The organism is Bartonella sp. ML70XJBT (genome assembly GCF_028618425.1).
Classification (GTDB): domain Bacteria; phylum Pseudomonadota; class Alphaproteobacteria; order Rhizobiales; family Rhizobiaceae; genus Bartonella.
Genome location: NZ_JAQISX010000022.1, coordinates 1 through 19,390 on the forward strand (window position 1 = coordinate 1; position 19,390 = coordinate 19,390).

18 protein-coding genes and 1 pseudogene are annotated in these 19,390 nt (G+C 36.5%); 3 read left to right on the forward strand and 16 right to left on the reverse strand.

What is annotated here, in order from left to right:
• The 3 genes and pseudogenes from PVV65_RS07955 to ppa form a co-directional block, all read left to right on the forward strand.
• A pseudogene (locus tag PVV65_RS07955) lies at positions 1 to 201 on the forward strand (hypothetical protein); the annotation flags it as partial.
• Between the two features lie 2,697 nt (positions 202 to 2,898).
• Positions 2,899 to 4,725, forward strand: a complete 1,827-nt coding sequence (gene typA / locus PVV65_RS07960) for a translational GTPase TypA (RefSeq protein WP_273789807.1) — start codon at positions 2,899 to 2,901, stop codon at positions 4,723 to 4,725.
• Positions 4,726 to 4,791: 66 nt separating this feature from the next.
• Complete coding sequence (gene ppa / locus PVV65_RS07965) at positions 4,792 to 5,322, forward strand: inorganic diphosphatase (protein WP_273754552.1); 531 nt, start codon at positions 4,792 to 4,794, stop codon at positions 5,320 to 5,322.
• A gap of 54 nt (positions 5,323 to 5,376) precedes the next feature.
• Here the strand turns inward: ppa and PVV65_RS07970 are convergent, their stop codons facing one another.
• The 16 genes from PVV65_RS07970 to PVV65_RS08045 all read right to left on the reverse strand — a co-directional run.
• Positions 5,377 to 5,691 (reverse strand): DUF167 domain-containing protein, encoded by a 315-nt coding sequence (locus PVV65_RS07970; RefSeq protein WP_273754551.1) that lies wholly within the window; start codon positions 5,689 to 5,691, stop codon positions 5,377 to 5,379.
• 22 nt (positions 5,692 to 5,713) lie between these two features.
• The gene (locus PVV65_RS07975) at positions 5,714 to 6,007 is read right to left on the reverse strand and encodes a YggT family protein (RefSeq protein WP_273789808.1); all 294 of its coding nucleotides are present in this window, start codon (positions 6,005 to 6,007) and stop codon (positions 5,714 to 5,716) included.
• Positions 6,008 to 6,335: 328 nt separating this feature from the next.
• Complete coding sequence (locus PVV65_RS07980; RefSeq protein WP_273789809.1) at positions 6,336 to 6,896, reverse strand: invasion associated locus B family protein; 561 nt, start codon at positions 6,894 to 6,896, stop codon at positions 6,336 to 6,338.
• 110 nt (positions 6,897 to 7,006) lie between these two features.
• Positions 7,007 to 7,528 carry an RNA pyrophosphohydrolase gene (locus tag PVV65_RS07985; RefSeq protein WP_273789810.1) on the reverse strand — a complete coding sequence of 174 codons (522 nt, stop codon included), beginning with the start codon at positions 7,526 to 7,528 and terminating at the stop codon, positions 7,007 to 7,009.
• Positions 7,529 to 7,568: 40 nt separating this feature from the next.
• Positions 7,569 to 8,879, reverse strand: coding sequence for a S41 family peptidase (locus tag PVV65_RS07990; protein WP_273754545.1), 1,311 nt, complete (start codon positions 8,877 to 8,879; stop codon positions 7,569 to 7,571).
• Entirely contained in the window at positions 8,869 to 10,149 is a 1,281-nt protein-coding gene (locus PVV65_RS07995) for a murein hydrolase activator EnvC (RefSeq protein ID WP_273754544.1), read from the reverse strand. The genes PVV65_RS07990 and PVV65_RS07995 overlap by 11 nt, the downstream gene beginning before the upstream one ends.
• 99 nt (positions 10,150 to 10,248) lie before the next feature.
• A complete protein-coding gene (rlmH, locus tag PVV65_RS08000; RefSeq protein WP_273754542.1) occupies positions 10,249 to 10,731 on the reverse strand; it encodes a 23S rRNA (pseudouridine(1915)-N(3))-methyltransferase RlmH in 483 nt (160 codons plus the stop codon).
• A gap of 1 nt (position 10,732) precedes the next feature.
• A complete protein-coding gene (rsfS, locus tag PVV65_RS08005; protein ID WP_273754541.1) occupies positions 10,733 to 11,119 on the reverse strand; it encodes a ribosome silencing factor in 387 nt (128 codons plus the stop codon).
• Between the two features lie 120 nt (positions 11,120 to 11,239).
• Positions 11,240 to 11,833, reverse strand: coding sequence for a nicotinate-nucleotide adenylyltransferase (locus PVV65_RS08010; RefSeq protein ID WP_273789811.1), 594 nt, complete (start codon positions 11,831 to 11,833; stop codon positions 11,240 to 11,242).
• Between the two features lie 29 nt (positions 11,834 to 11,862).
• Complete coding sequence (locus PVV65_RS08015) at positions 11,863 to 13,119, reverse strand: glutamate-5-semialdehyde dehydrogenase (RefSeq protein ID WP_273789812.1); 1,257 nt, start codon at positions 13,117 to 13,119, stop codon at positions 11,863 to 11,865.
• Positions 13,120 to 13,163: 44 nt separating this feature from the next.
• On the reverse strand, positions 13,164 to 14,303 hold the full coding sequence (gene proB / locus PVV65_RS08020; protein ID WP_273789818.1) for a glutamate 5-kinase: 1,140 nt from the start codon (positions 14,301 to 14,303) through the stop codon (positions 13,164 to 13,166).
• Between the two features lies 1 nt (position 14,304).
• On the reverse strand, positions 14,305 to 15,330 hold the full coding sequence (gene obgE / locus PVV65_RS08025) for a GTPase ObgE (protein WP_273789813.1): 1,026 nt from the start codon (positions 15,328 to 15,330) through the stop codon (positions 14,305 to 14,307).
• A 178-nt stretch (positions 15,331 to 15,508) separates the two neighbouring features.
• The gene (locus tag PVV65_RS08030; RefSeq protein WP_273789814.1) at positions 15,509 to 16,231 is read right to left on the reverse strand and encodes an RlmE family RNA methyltransferase; all 723 of its coding nucleotides are present in this window, start codon (positions 16,229 to 16,231) and stop codon (positions 15,509 to 15,511) included.
• 29 nt (positions 16,232 to 16,260) lie between these two features.
• On the reverse strand, positions 16,261 to 17,571 hold the full coding sequence (locus PVV65_RS08035) for a Ppx/GppA phosphatase family protein (RefSeq protein ID WP_273789815.1): 1,311 nt from the start codon (positions 17,569 to 17,571) through the stop codon (positions 16,261 to 16,263).
• An 874-nt stretch (positions 17,572 to 18,445) separates the two neighbouring features.
• Entirely contained in the window at positions 18,446 to 19,048 is a 603-nt protein-coding gene (locus tag PVV65_RS08040) for an invasion associated locus B family protein (RefSeq protein WP_273789816.1), read from the reverse strand.
• Positions 19,045 to 19,390: YadA-like family protein (locus PVV65_RS08045; protein ID WP_273789817.1), on the reverse strand; the 346-nt coding region annotated here is incomplete at its 5' end. The genes PVV65_RS08040 and PVV65_RS08045, both read right to left, overlap by 4 nt.

Sequence of the window (19,390 nt, forward strand, 5' to 3'; positions counted from 1 at the left end):
AAGGTTTATGGCAATGCTATAGTGAGTGGGCGTGCCGCGGTTTATGGCTCTGTTTATGGGAATGCGAAAATCTCTGGTTATGTCAAAGTCTGGGGGCGTGCCTATGGTCGAGCAAAAATAGATATACAAAGTAAGATAAAATTGGTTCCTGATAATTATGAGGTCTATAAGAGTGATGAGGTTGTCAAGATTGAGAAATAGAACAAATAACAGGCCTATGAGGCGCCTTCTTTATCGCTATAAACGCATTATAAGATGCATTCCTTAAAACGTATCATAAAAGAGAGAACTCCAAAAAAGAAAGCCGTGCCAATTGATATGACGCGGCTTTCAAATTTTGATTCTAATGATAAAAAATAATCATACATAATGGAGTATTGAACGCATATATACAAAACGTATCATATTGCAAGCGTTCTATTGTTTTTATGAAAACTTATCAAAAGGATCATAAATGATGCATATGGTTTTTACTCACTCATTTGAATGAGAGAATGAATTATAGAGACTATAAACGCTTGTTATGGCTATAAACGTATTAGAATAACGCCCTTTTCTTTAAAGAGATTTGTTTAAAACAAAACACATGATTAAAATGCCTCTTTAAATATTTTAAAATACTAAGCTCAAAATTGAGCTGAGTGAATTTCAAATAACTAACATTCTAAAATCAAAACCTATCAAATAAATCAAAACGTTTGGTAGCTTTATCAAACCAATCAAAAGCAAATGTGTATTAAGTGAAATGTCTATAACAAAACCCGTTTTTACATTTATGCGCGTTGGTTTTTAAAAGTAGCATTTCATAAGACAAATAAACAAACGCTTTTTAGAATCTAAGGCTTCTAAGATTTTCTCTGCTGTGAAATCTAGATCTTTGTTTTTTCGTAAATGAAACAATGAAACGTTCTTAAGAGCAAATGATAACTAAGTTTATAGCTGTTAATATATAAAACATCAGTTTCAAATGTTTAAACATGCATTTAGTGAGGTTATCATAAGCGTATTTTTACTTTTCTTTAAAACCTAATTTCTTTAAAAATTAGCCAGCTCAAATTTGAGCTGGTTATCTTTAAAATAGAGATTCTTTAAACATTTCGCTTTTTTCTAAAAATTGAGTAAAACCCTATGTGTTTAGATTTTACAATGGTTTTGAATTTTGCTTGCTTATCTTAAAGAGCTGCCCCCAATTTTGGGGTGAGCCCATTTGGTTTCGTATTTTTAAACTGTAACCTTTAAAACATTTGTTGCTCGCTTGCTTGCATACGTCATAAAAAGGCTTTTTATTTCATAAGATATAACGTTTTTAATTTCATAACTGTTGTGATGATATGTTTGTATAATGCCTGCCTATCATTTTCTAAATTTTTAGAAAGCGCTTTAAAAACGATATTGAAATCCTTTATGCACCTTTAATGAATTAAAACCTATAAGCTTATAAAAGTTTCAAACGATTACTCCTTATTAAAATATTGCTATAGCATTTTTAGATTTTGCGCTTCTCAATTTTGAGAATCATAATCTCATACTTGATAATGCGATTACCAATCCAATTGTTAAAACAAGCTGTGATCTTTAAAGATATGTTATCGATAATTTCAAATGACTAAATTTAAAAACAATGCGATTTTTGAGTGATAAAAACGTATCATAAAATTTATGAACTGTTATAAATGGTAGCTGCTTTTCATTTCATTTGAATACACAGATGCGTTATAATATTCACATCATGATTTGCTTTTTATGCTCTATTCATACATGGCAATCTTATCTAAAAAATGGTCAAATGAATCACGTATAAAATTGTGGATTCTTAAGTGGATTCATATAAAATAATTACACTCAACATATTGACTTTATTGTGTTTTTATTTATAATACCTCCCCAACCTTATGTCCTCTCTCAAATGCAAAAGCTATCGCAATATTGATAGCTAAGAGAACAATAATAGAGGTGATCAACGGGCTTTATACGCTTCACAAATGCGTTTATAATACGCCATTAACATATATAGCATTCATTGGTCTCATCATGAAATGGATGAGTGATATTAAGGTATCTCTCTTTAAAAGAAGATATAAGTGTGCGATAATACGTGTATTCTTTTTCAATTGTTCTATTTGCATGAGACATATCATTCTATAAAGAAAGTATGATAAGCAAAAATATAGGCAATATATCAATCCCAATGGTTTAAAATAAATTTTTTGGATGCTTTTGAAATCATAAATGTGAATTAAAATAACGGTAAAGAGAAGAATTTTTCATATTTTCATATTATTTTCTAAATAAGGCTGTATTTCCCTTTCATAAATAGATCAAACAGATCATAACTCTTCCTCTAAACTGGCATATAAAAATTAGAACTTCTTATAAAGTTCTTAATTGTCCCAATATTTATCTCAAATATGATTTATCTCAAATATGCAGTTGCATTAAATCTGAATGTTGATTAACAAACTCCAGAAGAAGCAAAAACTTTATTGGGAATAATGATGTCATAAAATTATCAATAGATTTAAAAATATTCTCGGATTTTTATCAATCTCTTTGCAAAACAAAAAGTATGACACAGCTAGCTTTACGTTTACTTATTCTTTAAAAGCCGTTTCCATAAATTCCTTGTGTCATATCAATAAAGATCCAATTGACGGTAATTTATGGACAATTCTTGGCTCAAGAATAAAACACTCAACATCCTATCGTTCTTTTACGAAGTTCCAACAATTGAGGCTTCATAGCGCATTAAAGACTTGGATAAATCGTTTTGTCATAAAAATATGGTCTCTATCTTCCAAAATTACAAAAAAACATGTAAAAGGTTTTTTTAACAGTCAGGCAAAGAATATAAAAACTTTGCCTCAAATGAAATTTCATTAAACGAAAAGAAGAAAATTTATGCAATTGCGTAACATTGCCATCATTGCCCACGTTGACCATGGGAAAACAACGCTTGTAGATGGACTTCTCAAGCAATCAGGAAACTTTCGGGATAATCAGCGTACAAGCGAACGTATGATGGATTCAAACGATATTGAAAAAGAACGGGGAATTACAATTCTAGCGAAAGTGACATCTGTTGTTTGGAAAGATACCCGAATTAATATTGTTGATACACCAGGACATGCCGATTTTGGTGGAGAAGTTGAGCGTATTCTAAACATGGTTGATGGTGCCATCGTACTTGTTGATGCTGCTGAAGGCCCCATGCCACAAACAAAATTTGTCGTTGGTAAAGCATTAAAAGTAGGATTGCGTCCTATTGTTGCTATTAATAAAATTGATCGACCTGATGCACGCGTTGATGAAGTCATTAATGAGGTCTTTGACCTTTTTGCCGCTCTTGATGCAACCGACGAACAGCTTGATTTTCCCATTCTTTACGGTTCAGGACGCGATGGATGGATGGCTGAAGCCCCAGAGGGACCTCAAGATCAAGGACTCAGTCCTTTATTTGATCTTGTAATACGGCATGTTCCTTCTCCTCGTGTCGTAGAAGGACCATTCCGTATGATTGGAACTATTCTTGAAGCAGATCCGTTTTTGGGACGAATTATTACAGGCCGTATTCATTCCGGCTCTCTAAAACCCAATCAAAATATTAAGGTTCTTGAGCAAGATGGAAAACTTCTAGAAACTGGGCGTATCTCAAAAATTTTGGCATTTCGTGGTCTAGAACGGCAACCTATTGAAGAAGGACATGCTGGTGATATTGTTGCGATTGCAGGTCTACAAAAAGGTACCGTTGCGGATACTTTTTGTGATCCGGCTGTCAATGACCCCCTTACTGCTCAGCCCATTGATCCTCCTACCGTTACGATGAGTTTTCTTGTCAACGATAGTCCCCTTGCAGGAACGGAAGGAGATAAAGTAACAAGCCGTGTTATCCGTGACCGTTTGTTAAAAGAAGCAGAAGGCAATGTCGCGCTTAAAATTGAAGAATCAGCTGATAAAGATTCTTTCTACGTTTCAGGGCGAGGAGAATTACAACTTGCTGTTCTCATTGAAAACATGCGCCGTGAAGGATTTGAGCTTAGTGTTTCACGTCCACGTGTTGTAATGCAAAAGGGTGAAAATGGAATAACTCTTGAGCCAATAGAAGAAGTTGTTATCGATGTTGATGAAGAATATTCTGGTACTGTTGTGCAAAAAATGTCTGAACGTAAAGGTGAAATGGTGGAATTACGTCCTTCTGGAGGGAGTCGTGTCCGACTTGTTTTTTATGCCCCCACCCGTGGACTCATTGGTTATCAATCTGAACTTTTAACCGACACCCGTGGTACAGCTATTATGAATCGCCTTTTCCATGCTTATGAACCTTATAAAGGAGACATTGCTGGTCGTGTTAATGGTGTTATGATTTCAAATGATAACGGAGAATCTGTCGCTTATGCTCTTTTTAATCTTGAAGATCGTGGACCTATGATCATTGATGCGGGTGTAAAAGTTTATCAAGGGATGATTATTGGCATCCACTCACGCGATAACGATTTAGAAGTTAATGTGTTAAAAGGAAAAAAACTCACCAATATGCGCGCTTCTGGAAAAGATGAAGCCGTAAAGTTAACACCTCCCCTTAAAATGACATTAGAACGTGCCCTATCGTGGATACAAGATGATGAACTTGTGGAGGTCACCCCTAAAAATATTCGTCTCCGCAAACTTTATCTTGATCCTAATGAACGTAAACGTTTTGAAAAAACACGGGCATCAATTTCAAGATAATTGCATAATCTCTTTGGTAAAATATTTGATTGTAAGCCTCACTTTAATCCCAGAAAGGATGTCTCTATGAATATTAAGGAAATACCCGTAGGCAAAAACCCACCAGAAGATATTAATGTTATTGTGGAAGTCTCTCTTGGTGGTCAACCAATAAAATATGAGATGGATAAAAAGTCGGGCGCATTATTCGTTGACCGTTTTCTTCATACATCAATGGTTTATCCTGGAAATTATGGTTTTGTCCCTCATACGCTTTCAGATGATGGTGATCCTATTGATGTCCTTATCTGTAATACCCGTCCACTTATGCCTGGTTGTGTGATCAATGTTCGCCCTATCGGGGCTCTAATGATGGAAGATGATGGTGGGAAAGATGAAAAAATTATTGCCATTCCCACACCAAAATTAACAAAACGTTATATCAATATTCATGACTATACAGACCTGCCTGAAATTACACTCAAACAAATTGAACATTTCTTTAAGCATTATAAAGATTTAGAACCTGGAAAATGGGCAAAAATTGAAGGGTGGCGTGATAAAAACTTTGCACATGAACTCATTAAGCAAGCTGTTAAGCGCAATAAAGAAATGTAACAACTTTAATCAAGTAAAGCCTATTTTTTAATAGGCTTTATTATATTATTTTTTCTACGAGACACAATCTCTAAAGGATTGCCATGTCTGCTCTAGCTCTTCTAAATGCGTTGAAAAATAAAGCTGTTTATAGCGAGATGTTGCGCCGCTTTTCAGAGAAATAGAAGAAGATGGAATTTTCCACTGCTTCGCAAGAAATTTAATGAGAGCTTTATTTGCTTTTCCATCTTCAGGAACAGCACGAAGGCGTATAACCAGATATTGTTTCTCACCATCTCTACATTCAATCCCTATTATTTTGTCAACGGATGACTTGGGAATGAGATATACAAACAAAATCAAGTTATTTTTATCAACTTGATAAAACATGTATTTACCTCAAATTATATTTCTATAAATACATATTTACGTAAGCGCGCCACATAAAATTACGGATAAAATAAATAATAACGAACACCACAATAGGCGAAATATCAATTGTTCCCAAATTTGGTAAAATCCGCCGGATAGGGTTTAGAATGGGATTTGTAAGGCGATATAGAAAGTTTTCTACCAAAACAACAAAGCGATTGCGCCGATTTATGATATTAAAGACATAAAGCCAAGAAAAAATGACACTAGCGATTAAAATATAAATATAAATATTAAAAATCAAATCAAGCGTTTGAAGCAATGCATAAACCATGCGTTATCCCTTTCAATCAAGGAAACAGAAAAGCGTATAGAAAGCTTTTATAAAATGAATCTGTATATTGAATAATAGTTTTATACTCCAAAATCTCATGAAAAAAACTAAACAGTCCAGATTCTTGATCTCTCTATTTGATAATGATTACCCAAGAAAACAAATATTAAAATTAAAAATAGTGCGATGAAAATAGAAGAAACAGAAAATAATCTGAAAACTTTAAAAGCAGTGAATTATAGAGCCAATATTAAATCTCATTGCTTTAATAATCAATCTATATGCACAAACTAAAAGCGGCCTTAAAAGGCCGCTTTTATTTTTAAAATTACTTCTGCAAAGCAGTCAAACGATTAAGGGCATTACTAAAACCATTTAGCTGAACAAATAAATCATTCAAAGGTGGTTCACCAGCAGCAGCAATTGTCATCGCTAACTTTAATTGTTTTCCAGCACGTAAAGCTGCTACGTGATTTTTATCAAAAACGACTGGAACCATACAACCTGCTGGCACACAAGTCCGGATACCGGTCTCAATAACAGCTTTTCCCTCATCGACTTGTAAACGAACAGGCTTAGAAACCAAAATGCCAAAAGGAACTGTTAAATTACCCGATAGAGCACCCTCATCATTAAGAATGAGGGTCATAGCCACAACAACACGTCCCTGCTCATTTACTTCTTGACGGTGCATAAAGCAAACTTTTTTCCCTTCTTGTAATCCACAGTTAATGGTCCACAAGCCATAGGTTTCAGTCAAAGAAGAAGCTCCATTTGGCAATGTCGCTGCTGTCTCTTTTGCTGCAGAAGGCTTTGAATTTGTTGCAAAAACAACAGATGGAATACTCAAGAGAGTACAAACTATCAGTAAATTAAATAACTTTTTCATTTTATATTCCTGTTCTTTACATAAAGAAAAACATGTTTATCATCTTATAAATAATATACATCATATAAAGCAATCTTTATAAAAAAAGCTTTCTCATAGTCATATAGCTTTTATAATGATCCAAAGCTACCTCGAAATTCGCTGACAACTTTCATATAGACATGCTTTTTAAAAGGAACAGCAATCGAAGGAAGGACTTCTAGATCAATCCATTTCCATTGATCGAATTCCGCTTTATTGCCATCTGGTGGAGGATTAATCACGATTTCAGAAAGCTCTCCCGTAAACTGGAAAGCAAACCATTTCTGCGTTTGACCACGATATTTATTGCTTAATGTGCACGCAACAAGTTCTTGTGGAAAATCATAATGACACCAATTTTGTGCTTCTTTAATCAACTTTACAGATCGAATACCCGTTTCTTCATAAAGTTCTCGATATGCTGCATCTAATGGTTTTTCATCCTCATCAATTCCTCCTTGAGGAAGCTGCCAACGATAAGATCCGTCAATATCTGCATGAGCTGGCGTCATTAAACGACGGCCAACCCAAACTTTACCCTCATGATTAAAGACAACAATTCCAACACATTTGCGATAAGGAAGAGTCTTCAAGTTAACATCTGCATCCATTTATATTCCTCAAAAGCACGCAAGCTATCGGTATCATTTCTCACTTTAATATATCCTTATTGGGATCTGGAGGAAATGCCGCATTTGCCATCTCACCCCGTAACAGTTTATAAGCCTCATTCAATTGAATATCATCCTTAGGGTCTTTCGGAACAAAAGCAGCTGAACCAGATCCTTTATTGCTTTCTCGTTTTCCTTTGATATGCCCTTTTAACGCAGACTCACCAACTTTTACATCATAACCCTTATACTTTTCAGGAAGTGGTTGCTCTACAATAATATCAGGTGTAATTCCTGTTCCTTGAATAGAAGTACCAGATGGCGTGTAATAAAGTGCTGTTGTTAAACGTAAAGCGCCATTTTCACCCAAAGGAATAATCGTTTGAACAGATCCTTTACCAAAAGACTGCGTCCCTAAAATTGTTGCACGACGATGATCTTGTAGGGCACCTGCAACAATTTCAGAAGCACTTGCCGAACCACCATTAATAAGCACAATGAGTGGTTTTCCATTGGTAACATCTCCAGGCTTGGCATCAAATCTCGTTACATCACTCTTTTTACGTCCACGAGTCGACACAATCTCACCTTTATTGAGAAAAGCACTCGCAACATTAACAGCTTGATCTAAAAGTCCACCAGGATTAAGCCGCAAATCAAGGACATAACCTTTTAGTTTATCTTCAGGAATTTTAGATTGAATATCTTTAATTGCTGCCAGAAGATTGCCCAATGTCTGCTCAGAAAACTGGATAACTCTTAAATATCCAATATCACCCTCAACGCGATATTTCACCGCTTTTACCTTGATAATATCACGAACAATCTTAACTTCAAATGGCTTATCAACGCCAGAACGAATAATTGTCAAAGTAATTGGCGTTCCAGGAGCCCCTCGCATCTTATTAACAGCTTCATTCAATGTTTGACCATTTGTTTGTACATCGTCAATTTTTGAAATCAAATCTCCTGCTAAAATACCTGCTTTTGAAGCGGGAGTATCATCCATCGGCGAAACAACTTTAATTAAGTTCTTTTCCATAGTGACCTCAATACCAAGACCTCCGAATTCTCCTTTCGTAGAATCCCGCATATCTTTAGCTTCTTCAGCATTCAAATAAGATGAATGGGGATCTAGTGATGTAAGCATACCATTGATAGCATTTTCAATAAGCTTTTTGTCATCTGGAACTGTGACGTATTGCTTACGCACGCGCTCAAAAACATCGCCAAATATGGCCAACTTTTTATATGCGTTATCTTCATTATTCGCAGCAACAGACTGCACCATAATCATTGAACAGGCGCCGAGAAATACCCCAGCGACCAAAAGAATAACTTTACGAATCATTTTGGTTCCTTCTCATTTTTTCAGTCTGCCACCAAGGAGTTGGATTTACAGGCTTTCCCTGCTTTCTAAACTCAATGTAAAGCATTGGAGCAGCTTTTCCTATATCCAATGCAACACTATTTGCAATAAATTGCATCCCCATCATACCCAGAGGCTCGCCTGAAAGAACAAACTGCCCCTGTTTTACATTAATTTTCGACATTCCGGTAAGAATGATATGATAACCATTTCCAACATTGAGAATGATTAACTGTCCGTAAGAACGAAACGGTCCAGCAAAAGCAACAAAAGCATCCGCAGGTGCTATAACAATAGCCCCTGACTCTGTTTCTATCGTCTCACCAAAACGCGTAATCTGCGAATTCTTATGAGAATATCGAATTCTTTTTCCTAAAACAGGAAAAAGTAAAGAACCTTTTCGGCTTTCAAAATTGGACTGCTCTAGCAATTGTAAACTTTTCCGTATCTGTATTGATGAATCAGAACTAAGTTTTGACTGACGGTCAAGCTCTAAAATCAATTCTTCCAAAGACTGCGCTTTTTTAGCAAGAGCAATATTTTTTTGCTGCTGTTCTGTAAGTTCTTTTTCTGATTTTTTTTGTAGTTTGTTTTTCTTATCTAATAAAAGCTCTAGACGTTTTCGCTGCTCTGCTTGACTTTGCAATTTTGTCTTTAACGCCGTATATTCTGTAGTAATGGAATGACTTAAATTGGTCAATTCCTTGAGTTTCTCTGTTAAATCTCGTGTTTTCTCTTGCATCTGAGGAATGACAGTCCCTAATAAAACAGAACTGCGTACAGAAGCCAATACATCCTCTGGCTGTATCATAAGAGCTGGAGGTGGATTCAAGCCCATACGTTCTAAAATTGCAAGAACTTCTGCAAATTCAGCGCGACGACTTTTTAAATTTTGATAGACTTGTACCCGCTTTCCTATCATTTTTTTAAGCTTTTCTTCTCTTTCAGCAATATCATCTGCAACCTTACGTTCTTCTTGAGCGGCTTTTATGAGTGCATCACTCAAAACACGTTGATCTTTTTTTAAATGCTCAACCTGACGCATAAGAAAAACAACACGCTCACGCGAAAGTGAAATATTTTGGCGAATTTCTCCCAATTCTTTATGTGCTTCTGTACTATTCATTGTATCTTCCGCATGTGATACAGAAAAGTAAAAAAACATACTCAAGAGCAGAATGACAAATATCACGCATTCCCCATATAAATATTGCATCTTTCTATGAAGAAGCTCTTTTATTTGCCTAACCATGACACCTCATCGTATACACGAGAGATGTTTTATAAATGGTGTCGGCTAAAACTATATTAATAAATATATAAATAAGTGCTAAAAATTGAACAAAAATATTTAAAAACGATGATATGGATGATGATTTGCAATTGTTACAGCGCGATACAGTTGTTCTGTAAGGAGAATACGTGCAATTTGATGTGGCCATGTCATAAAACCAAAAGATAGCAGAAAATCAGCACGATTCCTTATTTGTTCATTATGCCCATCAGGTCCCCCCAAAGCAATGATGATATCTCGAATACCTTCATCACGATAACACCCTAATTTTTCAGCAAAAGCAGCTGAAGAAATCGACTCTCCACGCTCATCCAACACAATTAATCGACATTTTTCAGGCAAAAATTCAATAAGTCTTCTTCCCTCTTCTTCCATACGTTGACATGCTGTTTGAGCACGACTTTCTGGTATCTCCTGTAACTTTTTTAAATGAAATCCTACAGCTCCAGAACTTTTAGAAAAACGATCCAAATAATGCTGAACTAATTTTTGCTCCGCTCCACTTTTCATACGACCAACCGCAAAAATAGAAATTTGCATTTTAATGATCTCCGAAGAGAACCGATGTTGTATTATTTAAATCAGGGGCCATCCATATTTTTTCTAAATTATAAAAAAGACGAATTTCTGGACGAAAAAGGTGAATGATAATATCACCCGTATCAATCAATACCCAATCACCTCCAGAAAGCCCTTCTACACGCGCAAGCTTCTGCCCACTGTCTTTCCAAGTGCGTAACAAATGATCAGCAATAGAAGATACATGACGCTGTGAATTTGCCGAAGCTATGACCATATAATCAGCTAAAGATGACTTTCCTTGAATATCAATAGCAACAATATCTTCTGCTTTTGTATCTTCTAAACTCTTGAGAATAATTTCAAGACTCTCCTTAACAGAAATAACTTTTTTTTCTATTAAAGGCATAAGATTGTAAGAGTGGTTTTGTACAACGTTTTTCAGCTCTATATTCCTTCTCTTATTATTGTAGTAATTGTAGTATGTAAAAAAGCTTTCTCTAAAAAGAAGCAGAATCTTATAAATTATTCAAGAAAAATCATTCTTCTTCAAACGAAGCTTTGTTGAAGATTGAAAAGATAAAGGTCCATGCAAATATGTCCAAACTGGTGGCTTTATAAAAGGTAATCGGTCACTTTTCCTCTCATCCAAACGAAACTGGCGATAAATGTGTGCCATAGGAGAAAAGAGAGCTGCCTTATTGCCTAAAGGACGGTCAATAATTGCAATAGGAAGCATAGAGACAATATCACGCCATCGATACCAATGATGAATCGTTGTAAAACTATCTGCCCCTATAATCCATACAAAATTTACGCCACTGTAATGGGTTAGAATATGAAAAATCGTATCTATTGATACTTTGCTTCCTATAGCCTGCTCAAAACCTGTTAAGCGAATTTTTGGATGATCAATAAGTTTAGAACTTAATCGCATTCTCTCCTCTAAAGAAAGTAACTGTGTACAATCCTTTAAAGGATTTCTTGGACTAACCATCCACCATAACTGATCTAGATGCAAACGCCGAATAGCAGTTTTTGCAACAAGAAGATGCCCCGCATGCGGTGGATTAAAGGAACCACCAAAAAGACCCACAACATTGGATCTTTCAACATGTGGCATACGATTTTTCCATGGAAAAAATGGCTTTTTCAAGCTCTAACCTGACCATTTCCTTTAACATGATATTGAAATGATGTTAGCTGTTCAATACCTATGGGACCACGTGCATGTATTTTTCCTGTTGCGATACCAATTTCCATTCCAAAACCAAATTCACCTCCATCAGCAAATTGTGTGGACGCATTGTGCAATAAAATAGCTGAATCCAAATGACTAAAAAAAATCTTCACCACTTCCATATCCTCAGCAATAATCGATTCCGTATGTCCTGAGGAATAACGCTTAATATGAGTAATGGCTCCCTCAACTCCCTCAACTGTTTTAACAGAAAGAATAGCATCAAGATATTCATGTGACCAGTCTTCTTCAGAGGCTAGTTTTACATTTGGTAGAAGAAACGCAATATCCTCTGTAGCACGTATTTCACAGCCCTTCTCCTGTAAAGCAGTCAAAACTGGAAGAAATTTTTTTAATGCCTTGTTGTCAATGAGAACTGTCTCAACAGCACCACATATCCCTGTCCGCCGCAATTTCGCATTTAAAACAATATTGCGTGCCATATCCAAGTCGGCCGATTTATCAATATAAATATGACAAAGCCCCTCTAAATGGGCAAAAATTGGAACACGTGCATCAGATTGAACGCGCGCAACAAGACTCTTTCCCCCACGTGGCACGATCACATCAATCGCTCCATCCAATCCTTTAAGCATTTCCCCAACAGCAGCGCGGTCTGTCGTTTCAACCATTTGAATTGCATCTTTTGGTAAATCAGAGCGTTCTAAACCTTTTACCAACGCACAATGAAGAGCATGTGAAGAATGAAAACTATCCGAACCACCACGCAAAATCGCAGCATTGCCCGCTTTTAAACACAAAGAGCTCGCGTCAATTGTAACATTTGGACGGCTTTCATAAATAATGCCAATCACACCAAGAGGTGTCCGTACACGACTTATATGAAGTCCATTGGGGCGTGTCCATGCACTCATGACCTGTCCAACAGGATCAGATAAACGAGCAACTTGGCGAACACTGTCTATCATTGCACCCAAACGCAATTCATCTAATTTAAGCCGATCAACCATTGCGGCTTTCAAATTATTCTGAGCAGCCTTCTCTAAATCCAGACAATTTGCTCGTAAAATTTCATCTGAATAAGCCTCTAGACTTAAAGCAATCATTTCCAACGCATTGTTCTTTTGTTCAGAAGAAGCAACAGCCAATGCTGCAGCGGCATAGCGTGCTTTTTGCCCCATATTTTTCATTTGTTTTTCTAAAGTCATCGTATCATTCACTCTACCAAAATAATAAAACAAAAGTAACTTTTTTAAACAGAATTGGTCAAGCAGCGTAAAATCATATCATTACGATGTACCATAGCAGAGCGTGCCTCATACCCAAGAATAGATTCTATTTCTTCGCTTTTACATCCTATAATGCGTACAGCTTCATCTTTGCCATAGCTTACAAGTCCACGCGCAATCTCAACCCCATTTGTATCAACAATTGCAACCGTATCCCCACGATGGAAATCTCCCTCAACAGCAATAACCCCTGCTGCTAATAATGATTTTCCTGATTCAAGAGCCTTAATGGCCCCTTGATCAATCGTCAAAATACCTGACGGATCTAAATGACCAGAAATCCATATTTTCCAAGCACTAACAGATTTTTCACTAGCCGCAAAAAAACTCTTGCGTTCGCCTCTATCAATTGCCGCCAGAGGATTCATACGTTTACCTGAAGTAATAATCATCGCCGTTCCAGCAGCATTCGCTATCTTTCCAGCATCAAGCTTGGTCTTCATTCCTCCCCTTGAAAACTCTGAAACAGCAACATCTGCCATTTTTTCGATATCATGTGTAATGGACGCCACAAAAGGTATAAATTCAGCCGTCGGATCACAATGGGGGGGCTTAGTATAAAGACCATCAATATCAGATAAAAGTATTAAAAGATCTGCCCCCATCATTGTTGCCACACGTGCAGCTAAACGATCATTATCACCATAACGAATTTCATTTGTTGCAACAGTATCATTTTCATTAATAACGGGCACTGCTCCAAAATGCAAAAGCATATTAATCGTCGCACGTGCATTGAGATAACGCCTTCGCTCTTCCGTATCAAATAAAGTGAGTAAAATTTGACCTGTTTTGAGCCCATGTTGTGCAAGCGCATCCCCATAGGTTTTCGCTAATTCAATTTGTCCCAAAGCAGCACATGCCTGACTTTCTTCCAATTTCAAAGCTCCTTTGGGAAGTTGTAGCAATGTTCTTCCTAAAGCAATAGCGCCTGAAGACACCAATAATATCTCTACACCTTTTTTATGCAATTCAACGACATCACTGATCAAGCTCTTAAGCCACTCAACGCGTAAACCCGTCTGAGGATCAACCAAAAGTGCAGATCCAATCTTGACCACGATACGTTTATAATGTGTGAGTTTTTGCAATCCAACAGCCATCTCAATCAATCCTGCTATCCCCACCTGTCTCCTCTTTGCGTGACTTTTCAATAATATGAGCACCAGCACGCAGCACATTTTCTAAACCTTCGCGACTAACCGCAGAAAACATCATAACAGGCTGTTCCGTTACTCTCTGCAAAGCCTCCTGTTTTGTTTTACGTTCTTCAACCGTGAGAGTATCTATCTGGCTTAAAGCGACAATTTCAGTCTTACCACTTAGATTATTTCCATATGCCTCAAGTTCATGACGCACAATTTGATATGCTTTTGCAACATCTTCTTCCTGAGCAGAAATCAAATGAAGGAGTACTCGACAACGCTCCACATGTCCTAAAAAACGGTCTCCAATTCCAACCCCTTCATGGGCTCCTTCAATTAACCCCGGAATATCAGCCAAAACAAATTCACGACCATCAATACGTACAACACCAAGATGAGGATGAAGAGTGGTAAAAGGATAATCTGCAACTTTTGGTTTTGCAGCTGTTACAGAAGCTAAAAAAGTTGATTTTCCGGCATTGGGTAAACCAATAAGCCCTGCATCAGCAATTAACTTCAAACGAAGCCATATTGCACGCTCTTCTCCAACCAGACCTGGATTTGCACGACGTGGTGCCCGATTTGTCGATGTTGTAAAATGAAGATTACCAAAACCGCCATTCCCTCCTTTTGCAAGGCAATAGCGCTGCCCTACTTGTGTCAAATCACAGATTAACGTTGTATTATCTTCTTCAAAAATTTGCGTCCCAACTGGAACTTTAAGGATGACATCATCACCCTTTTCACCAGTCATATTACGCCCTTTACCATGACCTCCTGTCTTTGCTTTAAAATGTTGTTGGTAACGATAATCAATCAGCGTATTAAGCCCATCAACAACAAGAGCCCAAACATCACCACCCCGTCCTCCATTCCCTCCATCAGGCCCCCCAAATTCTATGAATTTTTCACGACGAAATGATACTGCTCCAGAACCTCCATTACCAGAACGGATATAAACTTTAGCTTGATCAAGAAATTTCATTGGAAGTACTCACTGAGGAATCAATCTCTCTATCTCTACAGGCAATACATTAATTTTACCAATTTTGCATCATTGATAACAGAAAAACTATCACTATCGCTGATAACTCTTTGAGAAAAATTATCCCCATTTAAAGAAGTTAAGTAAAGTTTAAGCCTTCTTAAAAAAGGCGCTATACTTATATTTTTGTTTTTCTCTTAAATTCAAGCGCTAGAAGATAAAGCTCTACTGATTCTGATCGACTTGCGGGTGGTTTTACATGATAAACTTTTTTAAAATGCTGTTTTAGCATTGCAAGAAGAGTGTTTTCTGCCCCTCCTTGAAAAGCCTTTGCTAAAAAATGTCCCCCAGGCTTGAGAACCGAAAGAGCAAAATCAGCTGCAACTTCACATAAATAAATCGTTCTTAAATGATCTGTCTGACGATGACCTGTTGTTGGCGCTGCCATATCAGAAAGAACCACATCCGGTTTTGTCCCTAAAGTTTCAATTAATTTCTGCGGTGCATCTGCATGTAAAAAATCCATTTCTAACATTGCAACTCTAGGCAATGGATCCACATGCAAATAATCAATACCAACAACACTAGGTTTTTCATCACTTGACCCTACGATACGCTCCGCTACCTGACACCATCCCCCCGGTGCTGCCCCTAGATCAATAATCTTTTGACCTTTTTTCAGAAATTTATAACGCTCATTAATTTCAATGAGTTTATAAGCTGCGCGCGAACGATAGCCATCTACTTTGGATTGATGAACATAAGGATCATTCAAATGCCTCTCTAACCATCGCCGTGACGACGCTTTAATGGTTCCAGCTTTCTTTTTTACGCGCTGATATAATTCATGTGACCCTGAACCTCCATAGCCACCCATTGGGGGTTTTGTTGTTTTCTTCATCGTTATTCATTGTCTCCACATTTAATTTTCTAACGCTTAAAATCTCTACTCTTTCTACGACGACACCATACACCATCGCGTAACATCAGCTCTATCAAAATTCCTTCCCTTAATCCACGATCAGCAACTTTTAAACGCTGACTTGGCCAAACCTCTCGAATAACATCTAAAATTGCACACCCTGCTAAGATTAAATCAGCTCTCTCTCGCCCAATAAAAGGATTTATGCTTCGTTTTTCTATATCCCATGACAATAAGCGTTTTGTCATAAGAGTAATGTCTGCATCATCCATCCAAATGCCATCCACTTTTCTCCTATCATAACGCTCTAAATTCAGATACATCCCTGCTAAAGTCGTAACCGTACCGGAAGTTCCCAAAAGATGAAATTTTGATCCTTGCGCTAGCTCTCCTAATTTATGACGATCTGAAAAATTGTTTAATAACCCTCGCACATAACTTTTCATTTTTTCAAAATCATCTAAACTAATATTGTTCCCTCCAAAACGTTCAGCAAGCGTAACAACACCAACAGGAAGAGAAGTCCAAGCGGTAATTTGTCCCGCTAAACGAAAAGAACGCTTTTGAGAAACATCAAGAAGCACAATTTCTGATGATCCACCTCCTATATCAAAAAGTACAATTGCCTCAGTATTTGGTTCAACAAGTGTACTACATCCTGTAACAGCAAAACGTGCTTCTGTTTGCCGATCAACAATTTCCAATTCAAGACCTGTCTCATCCAAAACACGCTGAATAAAATGTCTACCATTTTTTGCTGAACGGCAAGCCTCCGTTGCAATCAAGCGATAACGCTTAATATGCCTTTGCTTTAGCTTTAAATGACAAATCTTTAATGCTTCGATAGCACGATCCATAGCTTGTGTATTAAGAAAACCATTATTTATTAAACCTTCTCCCAATCTTACAATACGAGAAAAAGCATCAACAACACGAAAATATCCAGGTTTACTAGGAGATGCGATAAGAAGACGACAATTATTCGTTCCTAAATCAAGAGCCGCATAAAGAGGTGGAGATTTTACTTGAGAGAACCGTCGAAGAAAAGGCGCTTTGAATTTTTTTGTTTTTTGAGCACCTATCATTGTCTGACGATGAAGCTCAAAAGCTGTCTCCGGTTGAATCAAAATCCGTTTCTGTTTACAATATCCTTTTCTCTGTTGTCTCTTTATATCAACAAGGATAGAGCATGTCTCTGTTCGTGACAATGTAGAGCGGTTATTTTTATTATTCTCACATTGATCATACAACTGTTTTTCTTCGGTATTGTATGATTCTCCTTGCTTTGACTCTTTTAAACCATAATTTAACGGGGTCATGTCTCTTATCCCTTGAGCGTTTCCCCCAATAAATAAACGCGAAAAATCTTCTGCTCATTCCTAAATAAAGCAACAATGCGGCATCAAATGATAAAATACAAAAAAACTCTTTTTTTCTATCATTGCAATTTTCTACGCTCGTATCCTTCAAAATTTTGTATAATCTTTTGGCTTTTTCCGTGAAGTCTTACTTCTCTTTATGAACTTAAAACTATAAATTAATCGTTTACGTTCACATCAATTTTGTAAATTGTGCTATTTTGATATCATTTAGACGAAGTATACTTCTATTGTAACAAACCAGCACTATCATACTCTTTGCTAACGCTTAAGGTTGTAACAACCTATATACATTGATATAGTTTATAAAAAATTCTTTTTTCAACCGCGTTATCTACACATGAGCCTCTTTTATATATGCAACACAATGATTTTGATTATGCTGAAATAAAAGCTTCAGAGTCCTACAAAACGTAATTACGATAGCCGTTATCTCGTGGATACAAAGAAAAACTATCGTTCAAAAAATTCTCTAGAATTATAAATTTACTTGTTATTATAACATTTCAATTGAAAAGTATTAATGCTTAATCAGACTACTCTCAAAAGCCATATGAAACTTAAAAAAGAGCTTAACCACCTCCTTATTGATAAGGAAGACAATTTTTATTCATTTAAAATTAAGTCTTTCTCATAACTTTTTATTGCTAACAACTAACATACTCATTCTCTAAGATTTGTGAAAAACTTTAACCTAATCTTCTATTATATTACATAAAACTTCTCACTTATTGCACCTTATAATTTACATTCAAAAATATAACACAACAATTTGTAAAAAAATAACTCTTGTTATAAAGTTTTCAATGAATTTCTAAGGACGCAAAGAATTAAGTGCTGCGTTTAACCCTTTAAATGGTACAATAAAAGAAAATACCTTTCCCTCTTTAAGTTTATAGGAAATACGTACTTTATTGTCCTGCTCTATTTGTTTAGTAAGAATTGGCCCTACAGGTGATTGTGCCAAACAAACTGTTTCATTACACTGCGTATAATGAATAAGAACAGGTTTTTTTACTCCTTTCACAAACATTTGAATCGGAACACTTATATCAGAATTTGGCAATGTTCGAAAAAGCATCACTGCTTGTCCATTTGTCGTAGAAACAAGAGACCAACTAAAAATAGTATTCCCTTCCTGATCATGAACAGTCTGTGTCACATTACATATACCTTGCTTAAGTTTAAGCTTTTGTTTTTCATCACAAATTAAAGTCCAGTCATAAAACTGCATAATAATTCGACGTGTTTCACCTGGTTGTCCCCTAGGTATCGATAAATGTGGTGGATGAATTGTATAAACGCTATTATTCTCATTAGCAAAGACTCCGCCCTTGCCTAGTAAGGCAAGAGCAAACAGAATCTTCACTAACACTCTTCTTTTTTTCATAATAATAATAATTTTTTCTATTATCATCTCAACCTCAGAGTAATCCCCGCGCCTATGCCCCAATGGCCTCCAGCACTTGTAATCGATACATTCGAGCGAATATTTCCATCTTCAGAGGTATAACCCGCTCCAATAGCAAAAGCAGATTGGCTTCGCCACAAACCACTACCAAATGAGACGCTTAAAGATCCTGGTATATCATAGTAACGTAAATTCGATACAGCTAAACCAATAGCTGCCGCTTGTCTTGCCTCTTTCCGGACATCCTCAATGGCATAATTTAACGTCTCAAACTTCATATCTGTATAGGCTTTGGACTCACTAACACCATTGTTGACTATATCATTGATGTGCTCATCCGTATACTTC